The organism is Bacteroidales bacterium, assembly GCA_029210725.1.
In the GTDB taxonomy this organism is placed as follows: Bacteria; Bacteroidota; Bacteroidia; order Bacteroidales.
On sequence record JARGFM010000035.1, the window covers coordinates 1 to 24,900 of the forward strand.

At 51.2% G+C, this 24,900-nt stretch carries 16 protein-coding genes and 1 pseudogene; 2 read left to right on the forward strand and 15 right to left on the reverse strand.

Annotation, left to right across the window (positions count from 1 at the left end):
* Positions 1-184: 184 nt before the first annotated feature.
* The 6 genes from P1P86_14600 to gdhA form a co-directional block, all read right to left on the reverse strand.
* On the reverse strand, positions 185-1,666 hold the full coding sequence (locus P1P86_14600) for an AMP-binding protein (protein MDF1576415.1): 1,482 nt from the start codon (positions 1,664-1,666) through the stop codon (positions 185-187).
* Positions 1,667-1,681: 15 nt separating this feature from the next.
* Complete coding sequence (gene nadE, locus P1P86_14605) at positions 1,682-2,671, reverse strand: NAD(+) synthase (protein MDF1576416.1); 990 nt, start codon at positions 2,669-2,671, stop codon at positions 1,682-1,684.
* A gap of 4 nt (positions 2,672-2,675) precedes the next feature.
* On the reverse strand, positions 2,676-4,658 hold the full coding sequence (asnB, locus tag P1P86_14610; GenBank protein ID MDF1576417.1) for an asparagine synthase (glutamine-hydrolyzing): 1,983 nt from the start codon (positions 4,656-4,658) through the stop codon (positions 2,676-2,678).
* Positions 4,659-4,677: 19 nt separating this feature from the next.
* Entirely contained in the window at positions 4,678-4,929 is a 252-nt protein-coding gene (locus P1P86_14615) for an acyl carrier protein (GenBank protein ID MDF1576418.1), read from the reverse strand.
* Positions 4,930-5,204: 275 nt separating this feature from the next.
* Positions 5,205-5,963 carry a hypothetical protein gene (locus P1P86_14620; GenBank protein MDF1576419.1) on the reverse strand — a complete coding sequence of 253 codons (759 nt, stop codon included), beginning with the start codon at positions 5,961-5,963 and terminating at the stop codon, positions 5,205-5,207.
* Between the two features lie 178 nt (positions 5,964-6,141).
* Positions 6,142-7,479, reverse strand: coding sequence for an NADP-specific glutamate dehydrogenase (gdhA, locus tag P1P86_14625; GenBank protein MDF1576420.1), 1,338 nt, complete (start codon positions 7,477-7,479; stop codon positions 6,142-6,144).
* A gap of 296 nt (positions 7,480-7,775) precedes the next feature.
* Here gdhA and P1P86_14630 point away from each other — a divergent pair, with 296 nt between their 5' ends.
* Positions 7,776-9,380 carry a DUF362 domain-containing protein gene (locus tag P1P86_14630; GenBank protein ID MDF1576421.1) on the forward strand — a complete coding sequence of 535 codons (1,605 nt, stop codon included), beginning with the start codon at positions 7,776-7,778 and terminating at the stop codon, positions 9,378-9,380.
* Here P1P86_14630 and P1P86_14635 read toward each other — a convergent pair.
* The 6 genes from P1P86_14635 to P1P86_14660 all read right to left on the reverse strand — a co-directional run bounded on the left by P1P86_14635 (position 9,370) and on the right by P1P86_14660 (position 20,940).
* Positions 9,370-10,122 (reverse strand): superoxide dismutase, encoded by a 753-nt coding sequence (locus P1P86_14635; GenBank protein MDF1576422.1) that lies wholly within the window; start codon positions 10,120-10,122, stop codon positions 9,370-9,372. The two genes, P1P86_14630 and P1P86_14635, sit on opposite strands and share 11 nt — an antisense overlap.
* A 109-nt stretch (positions 10,123-10,231) precedes the next feature.
* Positions 10,232-11,380, reverse strand: coding sequence for an aminotransferase class I/II-fold pyridoxal phosphate-dependent enzyme (locus tag P1P86_14640; GenBank protein MDF1576423.1), 1,149 nt, complete (start codon positions 11,378-11,380; stop codon positions 10,232-10,234).
* A 44-nt stretch (positions 11,381-11,424) separates the two neighbouring features.
* The gene (locus P1P86_14645) at positions 11,425-14,331 is read right to left on the reverse strand and encodes a PEP/pyruvate-binding domain-containing protein (GenBank protein ID MDF1576424.1); all 2,907 of its coding nucleotides are present in this window, start codon (positions 14,329-14,331) and stop codon (positions 11,425-11,427) included.
* A gap of 52 nt (positions 14,332-14,383) precedes the next feature.
* Positions 14,384-17,872 carry a PEP/pyruvate-binding domain-containing protein gene (locus tag P1P86_14650; protein MDF1576425.1) on the reverse strand — a complete coding sequence of 1,163 codons (3,489 nt, stop codon included), beginning with the start codon at positions 17,870-17,872 and terminating at the stop codon, positions 14,384-14,386.
* Positions 17,873-18,052: 180 nt separating this feature from the next.
* The gene (locus P1P86_14655) at positions 18,053-19,084 is read right to left on the reverse strand and encodes a 2-oxoacid:ferredoxin oxidoreductase subunit beta (protein MDF1576426.1); all 1,032 of its coding nucleotides are present in this window, start codon (positions 19,082-19,084) and stop codon (positions 18,053-18,055) included.
* Between the two features lie 5 nt (positions 19,085-19,089).
* The gene (locus tag P1P86_14660) at positions 19,090-20,940 is read right to left on the reverse strand and encodes a 2-oxoacid:acceptor oxidoreductase subunit alpha (GenBank protein ID MDF1576427.1); all 1,851 of its coding nucleotides are present in this window, start codon (positions 20,938-20,940) and stop codon (positions 19,090-19,092) included.
* Positions 20,941-21,955: 1,015 nt separating this feature from the next.
* On the opposite strand from P1P86_14660, the pseudogene P1P86_14665 reads away from it, so the two are divergent.
* Positions 21,956-22,477, forward strand: a pseudogene (locus P1P86_14665) (gamma carbonic anhydrase family protein).
* A 140-nt stretch (positions 22,478-22,617) separates the two neighbouring features.
* Here the strand turns inward: P1P86_14665 and murI are convergent.
* The 3 genes from murI to P1P86_14680 all read right to left on the reverse strand — a co-directional run bounded on the left by murI (position 22,618) and on the right by P1P86_14680 (position 24,873).
* Positions 22,618-23,514 carry a glutamate racemase gene (gene murI, locus P1P86_14670; protein ID MDF1576428.1) on the reverse strand — a complete coding sequence of 299 codons (897 nt, stop codon included), beginning with the start codon at positions 23,512-23,514 and terminating at the stop codon, positions 22,618-22,620.
* Positions 23,515-23,788: 274 nt separating this feature from the next.
* A complete protein-coding gene (locus tag P1P86_14675) occupies positions 23,789-24,289 on the reverse strand; it encodes an OmpH family outer membrane protein (protein MDF1576429.1) in 501 nt (166 codons plus the stop codon).
* A 68-nt stretch (positions 24,290-24,357) separates the two neighbouring features.
* Positions 24,358-24,873 carry an OmpH family outer membrane protein gene (locus tag P1P86_14680; protein MDF1576430.1) on the reverse strand — a complete coding sequence of 172 codons (516 nt, stop codon included), beginning with the start codon at positions 24,871-24,873 and terminating at the stop codon, positions 24,358-24,360.
* Positions 24,874-24,900: the final 27 nt, after the last annotated feature.

A 24,900-nucleotide genomic window follows, 5' to 3' on the forward strand; every position in this document is an offset into this window, starting at 1 on the left:
AGCACTGGGTCTGTTCAGGCTTGAGAAGTAGAGTTGATCACGTGCAACTCACCAGGGTGTCCCGATGACGAAAACAAGAGAAATTGTCTGTGCCCCTCCCCAACGACTACCTGGAATTCCGGAACTACCTGCTAAGCAGCCGGTGATCCGTTCATTTACACACTAAATTTTCGAAGGCCGCAGATCAGACGGAATTCAAGGTTTTGACCTTCTTGCCGGTGGGTGCGATTTTCATCCTGGAGGTGAACTCAAACACCTGGGGAACCTTCTCCATGGCCAGTTTTTCCCCGCACAGCTTTTTAAAGGCCTGTTCCGCCATATTGGGATCATGGGGATCGGCCACCACCACCTCCGCCTTCAGGGCTTCTCCAAGAATCTCATCGTAGATGCCGGTGACCGAACAGTCCACCACCCCGGGGATGGTCACAATCACCTCTTCGATCTCCTTGGGACTGATCCGGCATCCGCCGACTTTAATAATCTCCTTGAGCCGGGCCGTATGGAAGAAAAAGCCATCAGCGTCCCGGTAGGCCAGATCGCCCGTCTGCAGCCATCCGTCTTTCAGGGCGGCGGCGGTCCCCTCCTCATCGCCCAGGTAGCCCTTCATGATATTATCGCCCCGGGCCACCAGTTCACCGACAACCCCCGGTTCCAGCACGGGGTTTCCATGTTCATCCACCAGGTCGAGGCTTACCCCGGGAATGGCTTTGCCCAGCGAACCCAGCTTCTCCACCAGGTATTCCGGAGGCATGTATGACAGCCTGGCAGTGGCTTCGGTCTGACCGTACATCACATAAAAAGTGATATCGGGCAGGCTCTCCAGAAACTCACTGATAAACACTTTGTGCAGCTTTCCCCCGGCCTGGGTCACATACCTGAGATCGGGAAAGCGCTCGGTCTTGAACGACTTTGACTTGCGCAGAAGGACCTGGAAATGGCTGGGCACCCCGGCAAATCCGGTGCATTTATACTTTTTCAGATCATCGATCACCGCACCCAGGAACAAAAAGTTGTTGTTGAAAACCACGCTGCCTCCCACCTTCAGGTGCGTGTGCAGCAGGGAGAGTCCGTAGCAGTAGTAAAAGGGAAGGACAATTTCAATCACATCATCGCCGGTAAGCTTCAGGTACTCGATAATCGAATCGGTATTGGCAATGATATTCCGGTGGGTGATCATCACCCCCTTGGGTTCGCCGGTAGAGCCCGAGGTAAAGATAATCTCGGCCAGGCGGTCCGGATCAAAGGAGTTCGCGTTAAACATGTTCAGAATCACGTCGTTCTTTCCCTTCCCGACTTCCGGAACTGCATCATATACCATTTCAAGCATTTCCCACCTGGGGTCGCTGCTCAGGCCGGGACCCACAAAGGCAACTTTTGCTTCACAGAGGTCCACGATGTACCGGAGGTTGTTCTCCTCAATGGAGGGGTTCAGCGGAACACAAACATTCCCCGATTTCATGATGGCCAGGTAGGCCACCAGGAAAAATATGGAATTGGGAGCCACCAGCAGGATATTATTTTCCTCCCCGTAAGTCTCCCGGATGTACCTCGCCAGCCTTAGCGAATCACCATAGAGCTCCGAATAGGTTATCTCCTCCTTATTTCCCAGCAGGAACTTCTTATAAAGAAATCCCGATTCTCCCAGCAGGTAGTCGTATACATTCATGGTTCAGTGTGGTTTTCAGATAAAAATATAGTCGTTGATAGGCGGAGTTCTCAGGTATTCCGTGGTCTCTGTCCTGCGCTCGAAATTCCTGTAGTTCCGTTCGATCTCTTCGGCGGTCATCCCCATAACCTCTCCCACCTCGGCCGGATCGTACTTGTTTTCGTGGGCATACCACAGCAGGTCCATGACATCGTGGGGAAACTCGTAGAAAAATTCCTCCTGGGTCTGCTCGGCACTGTAAGTGTCGGTGGTGGGGGTGCGCCCGATGATTCCCTTCGGAACCCCCAGATATTCTGCGATCTGGTAAACCTGGGTCTTATAAAGCCGCCCAATGGGGAAGAGATCCCCTCCTCCATCCCCAAACTTCACAAAGAAACCCTGGTCCACCTCGTGCTTGTTGGGAGTGCCTACCACGGCATAGTGCAGATTTTCTGCATGAAAATAGACCAGCGACATCCGGGCACGTTGCTTAAAGTTGGAAGCCGCAATGATGGTTCTCATCTGCGGGGATGGCAAACGTTTAACAATCACTGATCCATCGGGTCTCACCACAGTCAGGTGAAACAGGGGAGGTAATTTGAATCCTTTTCCTTCGTGTTTGATCCCTATCTTCATCTTGTAGGTGGCCGGATCGTACTCAGGCACGATATCCTTGACCGCCTGGTTGCGCCGTGCATAGCAGCCAAATCCGTCCAGCGCACCGGTAATTACTTCCCTGATCACCTTCACTCCGAACTTGCCGGCCAGCTCCCTGGCCAGCTCTTCACTCTCGGGACTACTGTCCTTTTCCGGCATCATCACGCCCAGCATTTTTTCCGGACCAATGGCCCTGGCCGTCAGTGCCATACATACCGACGAATCGATTCCTCCGCTTAATCCGATCACCGCACCAAATCTTTTATGCCTGGTGCTTATATCCTCCCGGATCCGTGTAGTCAGTTTAGCAATCAATGTTTCCATATCCTGGATTTTCAGGATATCGCGACTAAATTTGGCTTTACTCATTTTATTATTTTTTTAAAAATTTATCATAGCTGACGGGACACTTTACACGCATCTCCGTTTCACGGTAAGGCTTATTCCCCGAGACAAACATATCCATCAGGATCTGAGTGGAGAGGATGCCGGCCACGGCCATATTCTCATTCTCGGTAACGGTCTTACCTTCTTCCATTTTTCCCAGCAATTTCTCCACCGAAGCGGGATTAAAAATGCCGAACTTCCGGAGCATCCCGGGTGTCACCACCTCCCTCAGGTATCCGGGAGCCCTGGAGGAGGTCAGACTGGAAGCCACCGGGGCCCGGTAGGCCTGCTTGGGACGGTGAACCACCTCGCCGGGCAAGCGGCCATCCATCAGCTTTTTCATTAAATACTTCTCGTTCAGTCCCCTGATCTTGTGATTCCAGGGAAGCCTGGTGGCAAACTCAATCACCCGGTGGTCCAGGAAGGGATAGCGTCCCTCCACCGAATGGGCCATCCCCATACGGTCGCCCTGGGACGAAAGCAGGTAGCCCGACAAAAAGAGCGTCGATTCGATCCACTGGGCCCGGCTGAGCAGATCCAGCTCTCCAAAACCTTCCGGAAGAGAGGAAATAAAAGAATCGACCGGATCCGGCGAACCATTCAGGAACTCTTTGCTGAGATGCTCCCTGATATGCTTTGAATTGTTCCAGCGAATCAGGTGGGAATACACGGGCGAGCCGGTTTCCGCAAGAGCATGACCAAAAAACATTTTCTGCAGGGTACTGTTCCTGCCCTGGAACTGCGCCAGGTAAGGATAAAGCTTTTGCAGCAGCAGCGGCCTGATCTTCGAGGAGGGTTCCCTGGACCAGAACTCACGTATAATGGCTTCTTTAAAAATATTATACCCTCCCAGGAATTCATCTGCACCTTCCCCGGTGATCACCACTTTGATTCCATGCTCGTTCACCAGACCGGAAAGCAGGTACATGGGAACCGCACCGGTCCGGAGAATGGGGATCTCCGTGTGCCAGAGTACCTGTGAAAAGTTATCAGCAACATCACTGTCTTTGCAGGTGATGGAGTGGTGGGTGGTTTCCAGCTGCCGGGCCACCTTTTGCTGGAAGGAGGTCTCATCAAATTCGGCCGATTCAAATCCCAGGGAAAAGGTATTCAGCACCCCCGGTTCGATCTGCTTGATCAGCCAGGTGGTGGCGCTGGAGTCAATGCCCCCGCTCAGGTAGGCAGCCACCGGTACATCGGCCCGGAGCCTGAGCCTCACAGAATCACTGATCAGGGCTTCAAACTCCTCCATGCTGTCGGAGAGGGAAACGCTTCCCCCTGCTCCCGGATCCCCCCGGAACCTGAGTTCCCAGAAGGGCCGGATCTCCGTATCATGCTCCCTGACCACCATATAATGGCCCGGAGGAAGCTCTTTAACCCCTTTGAACATAGTTCCCGGTGAAGGAATGGACCAGAAGGTAAATACCCGGTTCAGCGATTCGGGATCGGGTTCGGCCTTTACCAGTCCGGACTCCATCAGGCATTTGATCTCGGAGCCAAACACAAAGTCGGCTCCCTCCCTGTAATAGAAAAGCGGCCGGATCCCCACCCGGTCGCGTCCCAGGAACAGCTCCTTCTTCCGGGTATCCCAGATGGCAAAGGCAAACTGACCGTTCAGCTTTTCCAGGCACTTTTCACTGTAATGTTTAAACAGGAGCAGAAGGACCTCCGTATCGCTGGTGGTCCTGAAGTGGTAACCCAAACGAATCAGCTCCTCTCTCAGCTCAATGTAATTGAAAATCTCTCCGTTGAAGACAATCCAGAACTCCCCGGCTTCGTCACTCATGGGCTGTTGCCCCTGGGCCAGGTCGATAATACTCAGGCGGACACTTCCCAGGCCCACTCCCTGCCCGATATAGATCCCCGATTCATCAGGTCCTCTATACTGGATCTGCTGGAGCATATTCCTGACCGCAGCGGGAGAGACCGACGCTGCCTTAGGACTGTATATTCTTGAAATACCACACATAAGGTATTATATGCCGGGATTAAGCCAGTGCAGGGTTCTTCTTCGTAATAAAATCTGCTATGGCATCGATCGACTCAAAATTCTCCTCCACCAGGTCGCTGTCTTCGGCTGTAATCTGAAATTTGGTCTCCAGAAAATCAAGCAACAAAGCAAAGCCCATCGAATCAAAAATGCCCTCTACGAATATTTTTGTATCAGACTCAAGTGAGTCTGTTTCCTTAAAAGTATTCTCTTTTACGTAGGCAAACAATTCCTTTTTTATTTCATCCATGTTCATCTATAATTATTAGTTGAAGACTAAGTAATTGATATTCAGCTTTTTATTAATTACTACATCGTGTTATTATCGCTGGTTTAAAATACGTATAAGTTCGGGTCAGGTTACATCGATTTGACCAAGACAGGAATTGCATTGAGTAGCAAGGATAATAAATCCACAGAAAACCCGGATCCACAGAAACGTGGGTCCGGGCCTGGGAAAATCAAAGAAATCTTTGGATGAACGGTATCTTTTCCTTGATGAATGTCAGATGCCGGGAGTTTTACCTATTTAAACTCTTCGGCCAGAAAAGCCAGCAGATTGTATGAAAGTGTCTTCGACCCCAATTCGGTCAGGTGTCCAAGGTCATAGGTATAGATATCCGGCATATAAGGATAATCACTTCCTTTGAAGTTATAGGTCGCCTTAGATCCGTCGGGTAGGGTGGATTCAATTCCGCCCAGATCAAATACTGGTATAACACCCTGAAAGTCATTCAGGAGATTTTTGTTAAATTCTTCCCTCTTGATATTGCCAAGATGGCCGGTTGACTGCCGGCCCAGCATTCTTTTGGCTATTGCTTTCATTCCCTTCTGTAAACCCATATATGGAACGGTGCAGGCCATAAACCTTATGTTTGGATACATTTCAATCAGATAAAGCATCTTCTCCTTATAATAGCCATATACCTTATCAACATCTGTGTCCGGCGTAATATCCACATAACACAACTTGAAGAATGCCACAGGATTTCCCTCATCAGGAATCTGGGCCACAAGGCTGACAAAATCATCGATTTTTGAATGAGGATCTGAATTACTGCCAACCTTAAAGTGTACAAGGGATATTTCGACATTCAATGCGGGATCTTTTGACTCAACTTTCGAAAGCTGGACTCCTGTTTCATCCTCCCACTGGGTAATCCCACTAATAATGTTATTCCCCACTGATTGATGTCCGAAATAAATTTTCAAACCGGCGACTTGTTCGATATAAGTGCCTGCAAATTCAGTACCGCCCCCATATTTTACATAAATCTTATTCATATCATCTTGATTCTTTTGACACCCTGTAAAGATGAGCATCATACATACATATAAAAACCATCTCATAACAAAATATTTTCAGGTTGTACAAATATAACGCATTACGGACTTAAAAAAAATGCGGTTAATCCCCAGACTATTCCATAAAGACAATGCTAAATGATCACTATTCTTGCCGCTAAATCAGCCCCTGGTCGACCATGGCATCGGCCACTTTCAGGAAACCGGCTATATTGGCACCCCTCACATAGTCCACATAGCCGTCTCCGCTGGTTCCGTATTTCACACAATTCTCATGGATATTGGTCATGATATGGTGCAGGCGATCGTCGACCTCGGCACGGCTCCAGTTAATTTTCATGGAGTTCTGTGCCATCTCCAGTCCGCTCGTGGCCACTCCGCCGGCATTGGCCGCTTTCCCGGGAGCATAGAGAATCCGCTTCTCCTGCAGTTTTTCGATGGCCTCGGGGGTGCAGGGCATATTGGCTCCCTCGCAGACACAGATACATCCATGGGCAATCAGCTGTTCCGCATCCTCCTGGTTCAGTTCGTTCTGAGTGGCGCAGGGAATGGCAATGTCCACCTCCACCTCCCAGGGGCGCCTGCCCTGTACAAATTGCGCACTGTCAAACTCCAGGGCATAGGGGGCCACAATATCCTCGTTGGAGGCCCGGAGCTCCAGCATATAGTCGATCTTTTCGGCCGATACTCCCTCGGGGTCGTAGATATATCCGTCGGGACCCGAAAGAGTCACCACCTTTCCTCCCAGCTCGGTCACCTTCAGGGCAGCTCCCCAGGCCACATTCCCGAAACCCGAGATGGCCACACGTTTTCCCTTGAAAGTCTCCCCTATAGTAGCCAGCATCTCCTTGGCAAAATAGACACATCCGAAACCGGTGGCCTCGGGCCTGATCAGCGATCCGCCCCAGTTAATTCCCTTGCCGGTCAGCACTCCTGTATTCTCCCTGGCCAGCTTGCGGTACATGCCGTACAGGTAACCGATCTCCCGGCCACCCACACCAATGTCACCGGCAGGAACATCGGTATCCGGACCAATGTTGTTCCATAGCTCCATCATAAAGGCCTGGCAAAAACGCATGATCTCCGCATTGGATTTCCCCTTGGGATCAAAATCGGAGCCTCCCTTGGCCCCTCCCATCGGAAGGGAGGTGAGACTGTTCTTAAAGATCTGTTCAAAACCCAGGAACTTCAGGATGCTCAGGTTCACACTGGGGTGAAAACGAAGCCCGCCCTTATAGGGACCAATGGCATTGTTAAACTGGATCCGGTAACCCAGGTTCACATGGACCATGCCCTGATCGTCGGCCCAGGGTACCTTAAACACCATGACCCGGTCGGGCTCAATAATCCGGTCCACAATATTGGCCGAACGGAAATGGGGATTTTCATTGTAAACCTCTTCGATGGATTCAAGAACTTCGCGAACAGCCTGGTGGTATTCCACCTCTCCCGGGTGCCTTTTAACCAGGTCATTCATGATGGTATCTACGTTCATAGCAGTTTATTATTTAGTAAGTGTGTTATAAAATGTACCTCAGGCCTGTTAAAACACTGCTGTTTTTATTTGCTTCTCAAACACGTACAGGCAGCTGACATAACAGGCGTTTCGGAAATAATAATCATGGAAAAATCCCGCTTTAAACATAAAGGGGCATCAAAACCTGACAGGCAAGACACCCTCATTATGATCCTGTAAAATTGGAGTTTCTGTGGAGATTACACAAGCCCGGAACGTATGATTAACAGCAGGTTTATTGGCAGGAGCCTGCAGTAAAACCAATGGCCCGGGAAATGACAAAACTGAACAGGAGAAGCTTTATCAGGTCCGCCCTGGTCACCGGATCCGGATTGATGATCGAGCCTCTTGGAGCATGGAGCCTGCCAGCTGCCGCAGATGATTATTTGCTTGGAGTACACCCCTTTATCCACGATCACCCGGATGCAGTATTTATCATGAGGACAGAGGTGGAAAAAAAAACCAATGCTGCAGCCATCCAGGATGCGGGCTTACGTTTTGGCAGATCGGTATTCGGACTCACCGATGATCCCGGTCGCGGAGTACCCCTCACCCACCGGATCGTCCTAAAACCGAACCTCACCTGCCGCTTTCGATGGCATGAACAATATACCATTGAAGGATCCACGGGGATCGTTACAGATGCTCATTTCACAGAAGGGATCATTGAAAGCATCAGGGAACTCAGCATTGAAGCATCACAGGTGCATAACAGGGAGGTAAACTGTCCGGATGACCTGGAGGACGGGGGATTCAATGCCATGGCACAAGAAACAGGCATCGACCTGCAATGTATTGAGACGCCCTTTAACGAGCTGAATCCCGCCCAGATTACCTGGTCGGATATGGAGGAGGGAATTTTCTTCAGGCGTTTGCCCCATATCTGGCCGGTTAATGCACCCGATACCTGGCTCCTGAACATTGCCAAGCTTAAAACGCACTCCACGGGGCTTACCCTGTGCGCCAAGAACCTGCAGGGAACCATTGTGAAAAACTACCAGCGACACTGCGGCTATTGGGGCGAGCCCCTGAATGTGAACAGCGCGGATGTTCAGGACGGTGCTTTCAGCATCATTGAGTCCAACTACCACAGGCATTTGTCCCAGGGGATTCCCCGGTGGGACAGGCCCGGGCAGTCCGGGGGGCTATGGATGGAAACCTGGGCCTCCAGATGTCTGGATAACAATGCGGTCACAAAAGCCGGACTCCATATTGTTGAAGGAATCTATGGAAGGGATGGTGATTTTATAGACGGGCCCAACGAGGGCCTGGCAAAGGATTACATGTGCAATTACATTCTCTTTGGACTGAATCCGTTCTACGTGGACATTATCGGTCACTGGATCGGAGGACATGAACCCGGAAATTTCGGACTGTTCCACCTGGCCCGTGAACATGGGCGCATCTCCACCTTCAATCCCGCCAATATTCCCATCTATGAGTGGGATCCGGCATCCGGGGCCACTTTAAGAAACCTGAGTTCCTTTACCAGGTATCCCCTGAAGACCAGATACCTTCAGAAGGATTACGGCGGGCACAGCGAAGAGCTCTGGCATCTGGTTGATGAGCATTGCGACTATGCAGCTTTTGGCGATCCCTGCCTGAACATCCGGGAAAAACACTTTGGTCTCGATGCCTGCTATCCCAATCCCGCCAGTCACAGAACATTTATCCCGTTTAAAATGTATCAGCCGGGACAGGTTCTCATCGAAATTCTGGATAGCCACGGTAGCCTGGCAGCTGTTTTAACAAACCACTATCTTTCCGCCGGAAGTCACCTTGTCAGCTGGGACTGCCAAAGGCATCCTTCCGGAATCTATATCTGCCGGATGCGGACAGGCGGACAAACGCAGCAAAGGAAAATAATGCTTATTCACTAAGAGCTTCCTCGTACAGGGCTGACACAAAACCCCAGTCGATGATGTTCCAGTAGGCCTCGATGTAACTATTGCGCATGTTCTGGTACCTGAGGTAGTAGGCGTGCTCCCAGACATCAATGTTCAGCAGCGGAGTACCCTGTACCGGCGAAACATCCATCAGGGGATTGTCCTGGTTGGGAAGAGAGCTTACCACCAGCTTGCCATTTGCATCGAGCAGGAGCCATCCCCATCCCGAGCCAAAATGGCTGGCCGCGGTGGCTGAGAACAGGTCCTTAAACTCTGCAAAGGAACCAAAGTCTGCAGCAAGGGCTTCAGCCAGCGCTCCGACGGGTTCACCACCACCATCGGGGGACATAAATTTCCAGTACAGGTTATGGTTGAAATACCCGCCTCCGTTATTTCTGACCGCGTTCCCATAGCTGGAAACGGAGGCGAATATCTTATAAATATCGGTGGAATGTAAGTCTGCATGCACCAGGGCATCATTGAACTTAGAGGTATAGCCTGCATGGTGCTTCCCGTAGTGAACCTCCATGGTCATGGCATCCACATGGGGCTCCAGGGCATTAAAGTCATAACCCAGATCGGGCTGCAGAAAGGTCCCGTCCTCACTTTGGGCCACCAGAGAGGCTGTGGCGCCGGCCTGCGCCATACTGTTCGAACAGGAGGAACTCAGGGTCGGGGCAATCAGGGTTCCGGCACCAAGGATGGCCGAAGTTCTAAGAAATTCACGCTTATTCATTTTTATAGTTTTTTAGATCAAGTACTTAAGGATTTTACATTTTCTATTAAACACCTGCCTGAACATTTTGTTTAAGCAAGTTCTCAACAAAAACTATAAACGACCCTGACTATAAGCGAAACACCCGCTGCAGAACCTCCAGCACCCTGCTGCGGTCCTCCCGGGTCATATTGGATCCTGAAGGAAGGCAGAGCCCCTGTTTAAAAAGACGCTCTGCCGTTCCGTTTACATAAGCCGGAGAACCGGCAAAAACAGGCTGCAGATGCATGGGATTCCATAAGTGCCTGGATTCAATGTTGTGCCTCTCCAGTTCTTCCATCAGCTGGCTGTGGCTGATCCCTGTCTTACCGGGATCCATCAGAATGGTGGTCAGCCAGAAATTTGAGAAATAAGCCTCCCCGGGTTCCTTCAGGAAGGTGATTCCTTCCACCCGTTCCAGATGCTCCCGGTAGAAGAAATGCATATCTCTTCTTTGCTTTACCCGCTGGTCAAGTACTTCCATTTGTCCGCGTCCAACACCGGCCAGCAGATTGCTCATCCGGTAGTTATAACCGATCTGGCTGTGCAGGTAGAACGAGGCGCTGTCCCTCGCCTGGGTGGCCAGGAACCTGGCTTTTGATGTGAGTTCCCTATCGTCTGAAAGCAGCATGCCGCCTCCCGAGGTGCTGAGTATTTTATTTCCATTAAAAGAGAGAATACCAATCCGTCCAAAAGAGCCGGCCGCCTTCTCCGTGAAGCGGCTGCCCAGGGCCTCTGCAGCATCCTCAATCACCGGGATCCCGTACTGTTCTGCAATGGAGAGAATCTCCTTCATATTCGCAGGCATCCCATACAAATGCACCGGGATAATGGCCTTCACCCGCTTACCTTTCTTAATTCTGTCCTTCACGGCCTCCTCCAGCAGATGAGGGTCCATGTTCCAGCTTTCCTCCTCACTGTCGATAAAAACCGGGGTGGCCCCCATGTAGGCAATGGGGTTTACGGTACCTGAAAATGTAAAAGAGGAAGCAATCACTTCATCTCCCGGCTGAACTCCCAGAATTATCAGCGCCAGGTGAATGGCAGCTGTTCCCGAACTGAGTGCGGCAGCATCTTTGACCCCGCAGTAAGCGGCAACCGCTTTTTCGAATCCATCCACATTGGGTCCCAGGGGGGCGATCCAGTTCTGTTCAAAGGCTTCTTCAAGATACCTTTGCTCCCTCCCGGACATATGCGGGGCGGACAGGTATATGCGTTTTGTTCCGTCTTCCGGCTTCATAAACATCGGCTCATAGGTGGTTAAGAAATACGAAATTAAGATAATTATGGTTTCATGACCGCGCCGCGATGGGTTTTACCGTCGATGAGGATTTCCAGGGGTCGGTCGAAACGCACATGCCGCACATGTTCATCTTCGTATACGGCCTCCATCTGGTCGAGGAAAACAGTGTCGTAGGCGCCGTCCCCGATAAAGGGATTGATGGTCATATAGCCTACCCGGAAGGAGGTGAGGTTCTGAAAAAAGTGGGTTCCCTGGGAGGGATCGATCCGGAAATGCTCCAGTCCCGATTCCACAATAATACGTGCCGCGGAGATCTGCGACCACTTCACCGGGATGCCCAGCCAGGGATCGGAGGAGCCCCAGCGTCCCGGCCCGACCAGCACATAGCCCGTCCTGCTCTCCCTGAAGCCATCATTCAGCTTCTCCATAACTCCGGCAATCTCCTTGCTGGCTGCGGCATTAAATGCATCGGGCTTCACGTAAACAAGGTCCCTGATACCGAAAAACTCCCCGTTTCCCAGGGCCGACCGGGACCAGAGGATGGTCTCCCCCGGCTGTACCACATCCATATCGATATCGGACGACTGGTCGCTCTCCACAATGGGCCTGATCTGCAAAAAATTAAAGAGGTAGGGGCTGCCCCTGGGCACATCCATATCCACGGCAAATTCAATCTCGATGGGCAGGTTCATCTCCTGCTCCCCGATCCGGAGCAGTTCCCTGACAATATCGGCCAGGGGGAAAAGGTCGTGTTGCAGGATCCCGGAAAAGGTCACGATCTTCTTGCCCTCGTAGTTGAGTCCGTCCCGCACAACATCCGACTCATAATCGTATACCGAAGCCACATGCCTGAAAGCCGGATCTCCAACCGCATCCTCAATTTTATGCCGGACCAGGTTTACCGCATCGTCGGTGGAAACATGATAGCTCTCCTCTTTCAGATTCAGGGCATAATACAGTTTCTGGGTATCGCGCAGCATCATTTTGCTGGAGGAGAGCTGCAGAATTTTTTTGGGGAAGGCGGGAGAAAAACGGAGACTCACGCCCCCGTCCACAATATATTTGCCCAGTCCGAAAGCCACCTTGATAATTCCGTCTTTTGCCTTCTCGGGGTCAATGGGATAAAAATTGATGGACCGGGCCACCCCCGAAATGGTGGGGTAGTAACAGCTGCCATGCATGGTTCCGCAGACCTCCTGCAGGACAATGCCCATCTTTTCCTCATCGATGACATTGGAGGTGGCTTCGATATAAGCCTTGCTCTCCTTAAAGTAGACCGAGGCATAGACCGACTTAATGGCACTGGTCAGCAGCTCCATGGTATTGGCCGGATTCTCCTTGTTCACCGGGATCATGTAGGTGGAGTATATTCCAGCAAAAGGCTGATAATGGGAGTCTTCCAGCTTACTGGATGAGCGAACGGCCAGGGGGACCTCGGTCACCGATATAACGGTATACAGATCCTGGTGCAACCAGCCCGGTAGCTTGGCCTCCACAAAGCGCTGCAGGATCTCCTCATCGGAACGGTCCGAAATCCCGATGCGGTAAAGGTCATTGGTCTCCATGAACTCATCGAACACATCGGTGCTCAGCACCACGGTCCTGGGGACCCGGATCAAAACGCTGGGAAACTTGTTGTAGAGGTTGTATTTATCGATAACCGAATTGATGAAGGCCAGTCCGCGTGCCTTTCCGCCGATCGACTCCTGGCCGATGCGCGAAAAGGTGCGGTAGGAGTCGTGACTGTTCTTGTCAAACTGGGCGATAATCCCCCGCCCCTTGCTGATCCGGTAACTGGAGATCGCTTCATACAGGTAGCCACGGAAATCCTCCTTGTTTGGAAAGTCATCCTCCCGGACGTACTTAAAGAGCTGTGCAACCGGAAAGATAGCCCTGGCATTGAGCCACTTGGAAAAATCGTTCCGGGCCGCATGATAGGAAAGCACCTCGTCGGGAACATCCCGGATCTTTTTTTGCAGGGCCTGCAGATCCACCGCCCGGGCCACCTCTTCCCGGGTTTCCGGGTTCCGGAAGATAAAGGGCCCGAAGGCAAAATTCTGAATGATGAAATTTCGCAGCTCCAGGGACAGCGATTTGGAGTACTTGTGCATGAAACCCACCCCCATTTCCCGGGCCAGTGGGGCATTGGAGAGATCGGACGACTGCATCAGAGCGGGCAGGTTGGGATCTTCCATACGCATTTGCTGAACCAGCCTGATCCCCAGCTTTTGTTCCTTATCCCGCGAATCGCCCTTTTTAAAACTCACATCGCTGATCACCCCCAGCAGATTTTCTTTGTAACGCTGATAAAGGCCCATGGCTTCATCGTAAGTCTTGGCCAGCAGAATCTTGGGCCGTCCGCGCATGCGCAGCATCTTCTGGTGCTCATTGAGGGCCTCCTTAACGAAGTTGCGCGATTGCTGCATCACGATCTTATAAAGCTCGGGCAGATAGGTGGAGGTGTAACGAATAGAATCCTCGACCAGGATGATGCACTGCACCCCCACCTGCTCAATATCGTGGGGAGCATTCATCTTATCCTCGATCAGCTTGATAATGGCCAGAAGCAGGTCGGCATTGCCCAGCCAGCAGAACACATAATCGATGGCCGACAAATCTTCCGCATGCAGGCGCAGACTTACCTCCCGGTTAAAGTGGGTCAGTACTACAATGGGGATCTTCTCGTACTTCTTCTTGATTCTCCTGGCCAGGGTAAAGGCATCGTCCGCTCCCAGGTTCAGCATTTCGATCACCAGATCAATATCCTCCTCCTCCAGCTTCCGGAAGGCTTCTGCAGCACTGCCGGCCTTTACAAACACCGGCGGGTACCGGAGGTTCAGGGAGACATACTCATTGAAAATCTGCTCATCGATGCGCCCATCCTCCTCCAGCATAAAAAAATCGTAGTTGGAGCTGATAATCAGAACTGTACGTATACGCTTCTGCATCAACAGGTTAAAAGCTGTATGACTGAAGTCAATCGTGGGGTGATGTCTGGCTTTATGCTCCGTTGTTGAGTTTGCAGGCATGTTTCAAGATAATTGAAATTCTTTTCTTACCATCCATCATAATACAAACAGGCTCCTGAAAGCGGATATGCTTCACAAAACCCGACTCCTCGATCAGCTCCTGCCCGGCCAGCTCATCCCAGCGGATAAAGGAGGTGGACGAATCGTGCTGGATACTGAAATATCCCACATTCATGGAGGTGACGTTGTGGAAAAAATGGGAACCCAGGGAGGCATCCAGGGGAAACTCATCCAGGCTGGTCTCCACGATCACCTTGGCATTGGAGATCTGCGACCAGTTCACCGGGATCCCGATAAAGGGATCGCGGGTGCCCCAGCGGCCCGGACCAATCAGGATATATTTCCGGTCCTCCAAAACCATCTTCCGGTTCAGCTGTTCGATCTGCACGGCCATTTCGCGGGTTCGCATCTTATCAAACTCCTCCGGGTCCACATAAATCAGGTCGGTGATTTGGTCCAGCATTCCGTTGCCCATGCTCTTCTCCGCGTAAATTAACATCTCCTTGGGATCGATCCCTCCTGTATCGAAGGTATATTCTCCCCCGGTGCCCATCATGGGTTTGATCTGCAGGATAAAAAAGGAGGGCTTTCCGTTTGCGGCCGGATCCAGATCCACGGCATACTCCAGCTCCACCGGCGAACCCAGCGCCTCCTTCCCCACATCCATGATCAGTGTCAGAGCCTTTGCCAGGGGGACATATTCGTACTTCAGGATATTGGCAAAATTGAGGATCCGCGGACCCGGGTTGCTTATTCCGGGTTCGATCCGCTCATTTTCCACATCAAAGGTCGAGGCCAGGTGCTTCAGTACCTCATGTTTTTCAGCCTCGGAAATGGGAAGCCGGTGCAGGTTGGCCTCCGAGCCTTCCTTACAGAAATCGACCTCCGAATGAATCATATCCAGAGCCATAAACTCCACCTGTGAATCGCGCAGCTGGCTCTGAATAGAGCTCATCTCCAGGGTAGGATACTTGGGAGAAAAACGATAGGCCCGCTCGCCGTTCACCACATAATGCCCCAGTCCCAGTCCGGCTATGGCAAACCCATCTTCGGGCTCCATATGGGCCACCGGGTAATAGTTATGCGACTGGGCCGTCCCGCTCAGATGGGGATAAAAGTGGTCCTCGTGGTAGGTCCCCACGACATCCTGGATCACCACCGCCATCTTTTCATCTTCCAGGGAAAAGTTGATGGCCTCGAAATAACGCATCGAATGAGGCGAGTAAATGGAAGAATAGACCAGCTTGATGGCATCCTTCAGCTGCCGGAAACGTACATTAAAATCGGGATGGTTATTGGGAATCAGGTAGGTCTCGAAGATCCCCGAGAAGGGCTGCATGGTAGAGTCCTCCAGGAGGCTGGAGGAGCGGACCGCCAGAGGACGGTTCACCAGTTTTAACATCTCCTTCAGGTGCTTCTCCAGGTTGTAGGAAAGGTCGCCCTCCAGGAACCTGGCCCGTATTTGCTCGTAATCGCTCTCCTGGTGAACGGCCTCCATAAGCTTATTACGTTCCATGAAAATATCAAATTCATCGGTACCGATAATAGCTGTAAGGGGTGTGCGGATATTCATCTCGGGGATGATCTCCGAAAAGTTCAAATTATAGATCAGCGTATTGATAAAGGCACAGCCTCTGCCCTTTCCGCCCAGGGCACCACTTCCCATGCTGACAATATTGGACTCGTCGAGCAGCGCCGATCCCTCGAAATTGACAATCTTACCCGTGTTGGATTCGTTGCGGTACTTCTTGATCACATACTTCAGGTAGTTCCGGAAATCATCCGGAGTTTTGAAGTCGGTCACTTTCACCGGGTGGATTATTTTAGCAATCTTGATCTCACCGCGGGCCATCAACCAGAGAGAAAAGTGATTTCTTTTCCCGTGGTAAACCAGCGATTCGCTGGGAATGGAGTCGATATGCTTTTCAAATTCCTTCAGCGACTGCGCCTCGGCAATCTTCATTCCCCCCGAATCCCGGTAGATGAAGCTTCCAAAACCCAGGTGGTGCATGATAAAGTTGCGGATATCCTGCAGAAGAGTCTCGCTGTTCTTGTTGATAAAGGTCGATTTCAGTTCAAAAGCGCGCTGGGAGTTTTTAATATCGGACGACTGGATCACCGTGGGAAGCCCCTTGATCATCTCGCGCACCTGCGAGATCAGGCTGAAGCCCGCCTGGTGGTCCATCTTATCCTCTTTGGGAAACTTCACATCGCTGATCACGCAAAGCAGCGAGTCCTGGTATTTCCCCACGGTCTGGATGGCCTCTTCATAGGTAGTGGCCAGCAGTATCTTGGGACGCGCCCTGAGCCTCAGAACCTTAAACAGCTCATCGGTGCTTACATCGTCAATAATCCGCTTGGTCTGCTCGAGTACCGTGTTGTATAACAAGGGCAGATAGCGCGAATAGTAGATCTCTGAATCTTCCACCAGCAGGATCGTCTTGACCAGTCCGAGCTGCGTGTCATTTTCCACATTCACCTTGTCCTCCAGGTGTTTCACCATGACAAAGAAGATGCTGGAATCGCCGTTCCAGACAAAAAGCCGGTCGATATTGCTCAGAGTGGGATTGGTCTCCTTGAAGGAACTCACCTCCCGGTCGTTGTTCAGCAGCACATAGATGGGGATGTAGGGGTAATCGTTCTTCACCCGGGCCGATACCTGCATGGGAGTCACCTTGTCGTTGCCAATCATCAGGATCACCATATCGAAGTGGCGGGAATTAAGCTGCTCGATGGCCTCTTCATAGGTCGAGACCCCGGTGACCCGTGGCATAGAGGTCAGGTTCAGCTGCGAATATTCCCCCAGGATATGTTCCGAAAAACGTCCTTCTTTTTCAATGCTGAAGGCATCATAGAGCGTGGCCACCAGCAGGATCTCCTTGACCTTGTAGCGCATCAGGTCGTGGAAAATATCGCGGTTGGCATTTTGCTTGGCCAGGAATTTCTGAAGCAGCATCCTGGAGCTGACATCCCGGGGGTGCTGGAACTGGCTGAGCTCTTCCCGGACCGTATCTTCCTCCGTGCTCTTATACAGCATCTTACGGGCTTCCTGGCTGCTCAGATAATTGGAAATGATGCTGGCCAGGTTCTCAATCAGCTGCCGCTCCTCCTTCAGAAAGGGCCCCTCGTCCATCTCGGGAAAGGCCTTCAGGTAGAACACCTCGATAGATCCTTTCCTGCTGTCTATGGTCTCGAACTTCTTTTCAAGCCGCCAGTCGCCCTCCCTGAAGCCCTGGCTTGAATAATCCCTGCCTTCGAACCAGACCCGGGCCACGGTCATTTCGGGGTATTGCCAGGCCCTCGGCAAAATCTCCGCAATCTGAGTCAGGGTCTCCTCAATGGACCGGTTCTCCTTAATGATCTGGGTGGTCTCATTGATACAGGTGAGTTCCTTGAGGCGTTCCTTCCTCTCGGCAATCAATCGTTGAATATCTTCTTCGGACCGGGGTACCAGGCTCACTTTGTTTGGATTTGGACAGAAAGTTAGCAGTAAGTTTTGAATCTTCCTAACCCGGCCGGCACCGGACCTATGAAGCTCTTAGCCCGGCCGGCACCTGACCTATGAAGATCTTAGCCCGGCCGGCACCTGACCGCCGGGATCAGCAAATTCAGGGATTTTTTGCCACAATGGCTTAAAAGACTAACCCTTACTCTCAAACACGTTCCCGCTGTGCAGCAGGTCGTCCATGTTTTTGATTTTAGTGGTCTTTCTGGCGTGCTGTACCTGGTCGTACATTTCCGATTCGTAAACCGTGGAGTCGGTAGCCCGGATCACCCCCATGGCTACCGGAAACTCCGGAAGCTCCATGCGCACCAGCCGGTAGTGGTTGGTATCGTCCGGGTCCTGTGCATTGTGAACAATCAGGTCCTCTTCCGTGACCCCGTTTTCCCCGATGGTCACCACCTCCATCCTGTTGCATCTCATCATCAGTCCCTTGTTGCGCTCCTTTCCGAAGATCATGGGCTTCCCGTGTTCCAGAAAGATCTGGTGGTCATCCCGCACTTCCTTACCGGTAATATCCTTATGCACCTGGTTGGCAAAGATTATGCAGTTCAGCAGGATCTCCACCACACTGGTTCCCTTGTGCTCGGCAGCCGCCTTAAATACCTTATGCATCATCCTGGGATCGCTGTCCACCGTACGGGCAAAGAAGGTCCCCTGGGCCCCCATAGCCAGTTCACCCGGACTGAAGGCATTCTCGATGGTTCCGTCCGGAGAAGTCTTGGTTATGCTCCCTTTGGGAGTGGTAGGGGAATACTGACCCTTGGTAAGACCGTAGATCTTATTGTTGAACAGCAGGATATTTACATTGATGTTCCGCCTGATCGTATGGATAAAATGGTTCCCTCCAATGGCCATGGAATCACCGTCGCCGGTAACGATCCACACACTCAGGTTGGGATTGGACACCTTGATCCCCGAGGCGATCGGATTGGCCCGCCCGTGCAGGCTGTGAAATCCATAGGTATTGATGTAATAGGGAAAGCGCGACGAACAGCCGATCCCCGATACAAAGACCACCTTATCCTTATCGATGCCTGTTTCCGGCAATACATTTTTGACGGTAGCCAGTACAGAATGCCCCCCGCATCCGGCGCACCATTTAACCGGTCCGTCCAGTTTATAATCCTCTTTTGTGCTAACAGCTACAGGTTCAAAGTTGTGTGCCATGATTCCTATTTTATCGATTCCAGAACTTCATTAATCTTCACCTTCAATTCAGAAATAAACAGCGGCAATCCCTGCACCTTATTATACTGCAGGTACTCAAACTGGGGATGACGGGAACGCAAATGAGAGGCAAACTGCCCCAGGTTCAGTTCGCATACCAGGATCTTCTTATACCTGGAAAACACCTCTTCGGTATTGCCCGGCAGGGGATTGATGTAGTTGAACTGCGCCAGGGCCACACTTTTCCCCTCCTCATACAGGTCCTTCACCGCACTGACCAGGGCCCCGTAGGTGCCTCCCCAGCCCACTACCAGCAGGTCGCCTTCCTCCTTGCCGACAACCTCCTGATCCGGGATAAATTCGACCACCTTCTGCACCTTCTTCTCACGCAATTCCACCATCACCTGGTGATTCATGGGGTCGTGCGACACCACTCCCGTCACATCCTCCTTTTCCAGTCCCCCTACCCGGTGACGCAGTCCGGGCTGTCCCGGGACGGCCCAGTAGCGGTTAAGCCTTTCGGGATCACGCTTGTAAGGCTGGAAGTCCTCTTCGTTGTCCTTCACTTTCGGGGGATGAATCTCCGGCATATCCTTCATGGAAGGGATCTTCCACAGCTCCGAGCCGTTGGCCAGGTAGCCGTCTGTCAGCAGGATTACCGGGGTCATATGTTCCAGGGATAGTTTTGCGGCCTGGAAGGCATAATTAAAACAGTTAGCCGGCGATGTGGCCGCCAGGACGATGCAGGGCGACTCCCCGTTCCGTCCGTAAAGCGCCTGCAGCAGGTCCGACTGTTCGGTCTTGGTAGGCAGCCCGGTGGAGGGCCCGCCCCGCTGAACGTTCACAATCACAAGGGGCAGCTCGGTGATCACCGCCAGCCCGATGGCCTCCCCCTTCAGAGCCAGTCCAGGCCCGGAAGTGCTGGTACAGGCCAGCTTTCCGGCAAAAGAGGCCCCGATGGCCGAACTGATCCCGGCTATCTCATCCTCGGCCTGAAATGCAATAGCACCCAGGTGCTTGCGCTTGGTAATCTCCTGCAGGATCTCGGTGGCCGGGGTGATGGGATAGGATCCCAGGAACAGCTCCAGACCCGCTTTCTCGGCGGCAGCCAGCAAACCCCAGGCTGTGGCCTGGTTGCCCGTGATATTCCGGTACAGCCCCTTCTTTCCTTTTACCGGGTCCACATGAAAGGTGGTAGAGAGCGCTTCAATGGTCTCTGCATAATTGTATCCTTCATGCAAGACCGCAATATTCGCTTTGACCAGCACCGGTTTTGTCTTGAACTTCTCCTTCAGAAAGTCCTCCCCGATTTTAATATCGCGGTTAAAGAGCCAGTAGAGCAGACCCGCCACAAACTGGTTCCGGGTTTTTTCCGCATTTTTGCTGTCAAGCCCGTTCTGCATGGCCACATCGCGCGAAAGCATACTGATGGGAGCCTTCACCACATTGTAACCATCCAGGGAATCATCGTGAAGAGGATCCTCCTCATAGCCGGCCTTCTTATAGTGCTTGTTGTCGAAGTTGTCTATATCGATAATGATGGTGGCCCCATCCTTCACCCACTTCATATTTGCTTTCAGAGCGGCGGGGTTCATGGCCACCAGTACATCGGCCTGGTCGCCCGGAGTGGATACCTCCTTATGACCGATATGCACCTGGAAGCCCGATACACCTGCCACCGTACCCTGGGGTGCCCTGATCTCCGAAGGGTAGTCGGGGAAGGTGGACAAATCGTTCCCGATAAATGCAGAGGTATCTGAAAACTGCGTTCCTGTAAGTTGCATACCATCGCCCGAATCGCCTGCAAACTTCACAACTACCTCGTCCAGCTCAATGACCCTGTGGTTTTTTGCCATGGGTAAAAAAATTTGAAAGTTAAATTGTCAGATTATTTGAACGTTTATATCAGATTATTTGAACGTTTATATATGGATATTCTCAAGATAGAATATTGATCCTCTGGTCCCTGCTAAATAATTGTTAAATACAGTTCAAAGTTAGGTATTTTAATACCCGGGTGTTAATCCCGTCTCCATTTTCTTAACATTTTCTTAAACATGACAGGCATTCCTACAAAACAGGGCCTGAATGTTTAAAAGTTTTCGTTTATCTCAAAGACCGCCATCGTTTATTTCAAAGACCGCCATCGTTGATCTCAAAGACCGTTCTTATATAGTTAACCATGTAAATATATAGATATTTACAGATAAAACGAAAGAAGCATCTCGTCTAAAACGAAAGAAGCATCTCGTCAATTGTCCTGGACATTGTCCAAAAAGCTGCATGGCTCCGCTGAATTACAAACCTGATCCATTTTTCTCATGTTTGGGTAGTCGTTTTTCCATGTTTGGGTAGTCGTTTTTCCAGTTTTTTTGACATAACAACTCTGTTACATTATAATGCAACTCTCACTTTCAATACTTCCGCTTCTTATAAAACAATGCTTTTTAACCCATTATATTTAAGACAGATAGAAGAATCATGATTGGAAATTTAAAATGGAGGAAATGTAAAGTAATAACGAAATGTAACAAACATGTTACATCAAGTTTTCAGGTAAACGGATGCCCCCAAATGCCCGCACAGAAATCCCTGTATACCTGAATAGAAATCTCCAATTTCCCGCACTGAAATCGCCATTTCCCAGCACTGAAATCTCCTGAATACCAATATACCGCCAGAGGCCTCTCCCGATTTATCCTGGCTTATCTATGCAGCCCGGTTCTGCCCGCTGATCCGGCCGCAGGCAGCGGGTATACGCTCGCTGGATTCAATATCTGCTTGAATATTCGCTGCAGAAACTGTATTTTACTGCGCGAAAAACCGGGAGCACCATACAGACCTTCACATCTAACAAAGCGGAATACACAGATGGCGATAATTAAAAGCGTAAGAGGATTCACCCCTAAAACGGGAAAGAACTGCTACCTGGCCGACAGCGCCACCCTGATCGGCGATGTGGTTTTGGGCGATGACTGTTCCATCTGGTTCTCTGCGGTGTTACGCGGCGATGTAAATCCCATCCGCCTGGGGAACAGGGTGAATATCCAGGATAACTGCACCCTCCATACTACCTTCAACGAATCGGTGGTGGAGATCGGCGACGATGTGACCGTCGGTCACAATGTGGTGATCCATGGTGCCCGCATCGAAAGTCATGCGCTTATCGGGATCGGATCGGTTCTGCTGGACCATGTGGTGGTGGGCTCCAACACTCTGGTAGCGGCCGGGTCGGTAGTGCTGGAGAGAAGCGTCCTGGAGCCCAACAGCCTCTATGCCGGTATTCCTGCCAAACGGATCAAAACCGTGGATCCCCGGCGGGTGGAGACCATGATCAAACGGATAGCCAAAGATTATGTGATGTACGCCGCCTGGTATAAAGAGGATCCGGAAAACCTCGAAGATCAGGGAAACCGCCAAAATCAGGGAAACCGCCAAAATCAGGGAAACCGAAAAGATCAGGGAAACCGCCAAGATCCGGAGGATAAATAGTCTTTGGAGCAGGCAGGCGCATTTCTGCAAGACCTGGCTCCCTAGCCCCAGATATTCCGCTTTAGCAGGCTGATCTTCTCGTTAAAGAACATATTGGCGATCACCCCGAAATAAGGGGTGTGATCGGAGACATAAAATTGATTGTCGCCGGCCCTGCTGGTGGCCAGCAGATCCTTTCCGGAAAGAAGCTCCTGCACAGAAAGCGCCACAATCCGTGGCGTATCGAGCACATTCACCTCAAAGTTCAGGAAGCGGCTGATCTGGTTGCGGATGATGGGATAGTGGGTACAGCCCAGGATCAGGGTATCGATACCGTTGAGTTCCTTGCGGGAGAGATAGGACCGGATAATGGCATTGGAAATATCATCGAACACGAAACCCTCCTCGATCATGGGAACAAACAGGGGGGTAGCCAGGGAGCTGACATTCAGACCGGGATGGGTCACCTTTGAAATTTCATTGGAATCGGCCAGCAAATGAGACAGGGTCTCCCTGATCTTCCGTTCGTAGGTTCCCGAATCGATGGTCGCTTTGGTCCCGATGATCCCCACCGTGCTGGCATTGCCCGCCAGCGCCCTGGGGGTGCCCTCCGAGTCAAGAATGGAGCCCGTGTTGACACACACGTGGTTCACCACCGGATCAATCACATTCATGACCACAGCCCGGTCACCCACATGCGCTTTAACCTCATCGAAGGCATTGGAGGAGGCCGAGTTGCAGGCGATCATAATCATCTTACAGTTCTGTTCCAGCAGGAAATCGGTAATCCCCAGCGAATACTGCACGATCGATTCACGCGACTTATCCCCGTAGGGCAGGTGGGCCGTATCTCCAAAATAAACCAGCTGTTCATTGGGAAGCAGGGTGTGCAGCGCATGCGCCACAGTAAGCCCGCCAACTCCCGAATCAAATAACCCTATGGGACCATTCTTTGCCACAATATTTAAAATTTCCCGGTCTGCCTGAGCGGATCTCCAAATCTGGACCGGATCTCCAAATCAGGACCGGATCTCCAAATCAGGACCGGATCTCCAAATCAGGACCGGATCTCCGAATCAGGACCGGATTTTCAATAATGAAGGTACAAAAAAAAGGATTGTGAAACGCTTTTGGCTTCACAATCCTGAAATTTTATGCCTGGTCCGGTGTTATGCCTGATCCAATTAATGCCGGACCGGTTTTATACCCGGTCCAATGAATGCCGCTCCGGTATTACTGTATACCCAGCCTGGCTTTGACCAGGGGATCCATATCCAGGCTCTCCTCTGATGTGTAGATAGGATTGCCCGTACTCAGATCAAATACATAGATCAGTCCGTGCTCCATGGCAACCTCCTCAATGGCCTTACGTGCTTTCTCCATCACCGGCTGCATCAGCACCATGTTCTTCTGCTGCAAGTCCTGCTGGGCAGTCTGGGAAAAATTCTGAAGGCGCATTTGCAGTTCCTGGATCTCCGATGCCTTGGCCTCTTTGATCAGATTGCTCATGGTGGATTCGGATTGGTTAAATTCCTCGATTTTCTTATTGATCTCTACCTGGATCCTCTCGATCTCGTCCGTATAATGCTTCTGCAGCTCCTGCACATTTGCAATTGCTGAATCATACTCAGGCATGGCCTGGACCAATAATTCGGAAGTCACATGCCCAAATTTCTGTGCATGGAGTGCAATGGCTATACTCATAACGGCCATGGCAAGGATCATTCGTTTCATCATCTTATTTTTCTGTTATTAGCGTATTTAATTGATTGCTTGCAAAAAGCGGCTACAAATGTAAGATTTTAATTTTTATAACCTAACTTTTTCAGCACTTCGTCACTCAGGTCGTAGCGCGGATTTGAGTACAAAATGGAGGCCCCCGATGAGGTGTCGAATATGATGGCATAACTGCCTTCGGCCGAAAGCTCCTTGACCGCTTTGAAGATGGCATCCTGGACCGGCTTTACCAGCTCCTGGCGCTTTTTTGAAAGATCGCCGTCGGGACCGAAATATTTGTTCTGAAGATCCTTCACGGAGTGCTCCTTGGCAATAATCTCCTCTTCCCTCTTGGTCCTCATCTCGTCGGTAAGCAGCACGCGTTCCGACTTGTAGGTTTTGTACATCGTCTCAATCTCCTCATATTGAGCCGCAATCTCCGTCTCATAGTCCTCTGAGATTTTATCCAGCTGGTCCTGCGCAGCCTTGTAGGAGGGGATGTTCTGAAGAATATAGTCCGAGTCGACAAAGGCAAATTTCTGTGCCAGGGCACTTCCTGCAAAGAGGCTCAGCACCAGGGCAGATATCATTAATTTTTTCATGTGTATAAGATTTTTGGATCTCTGATG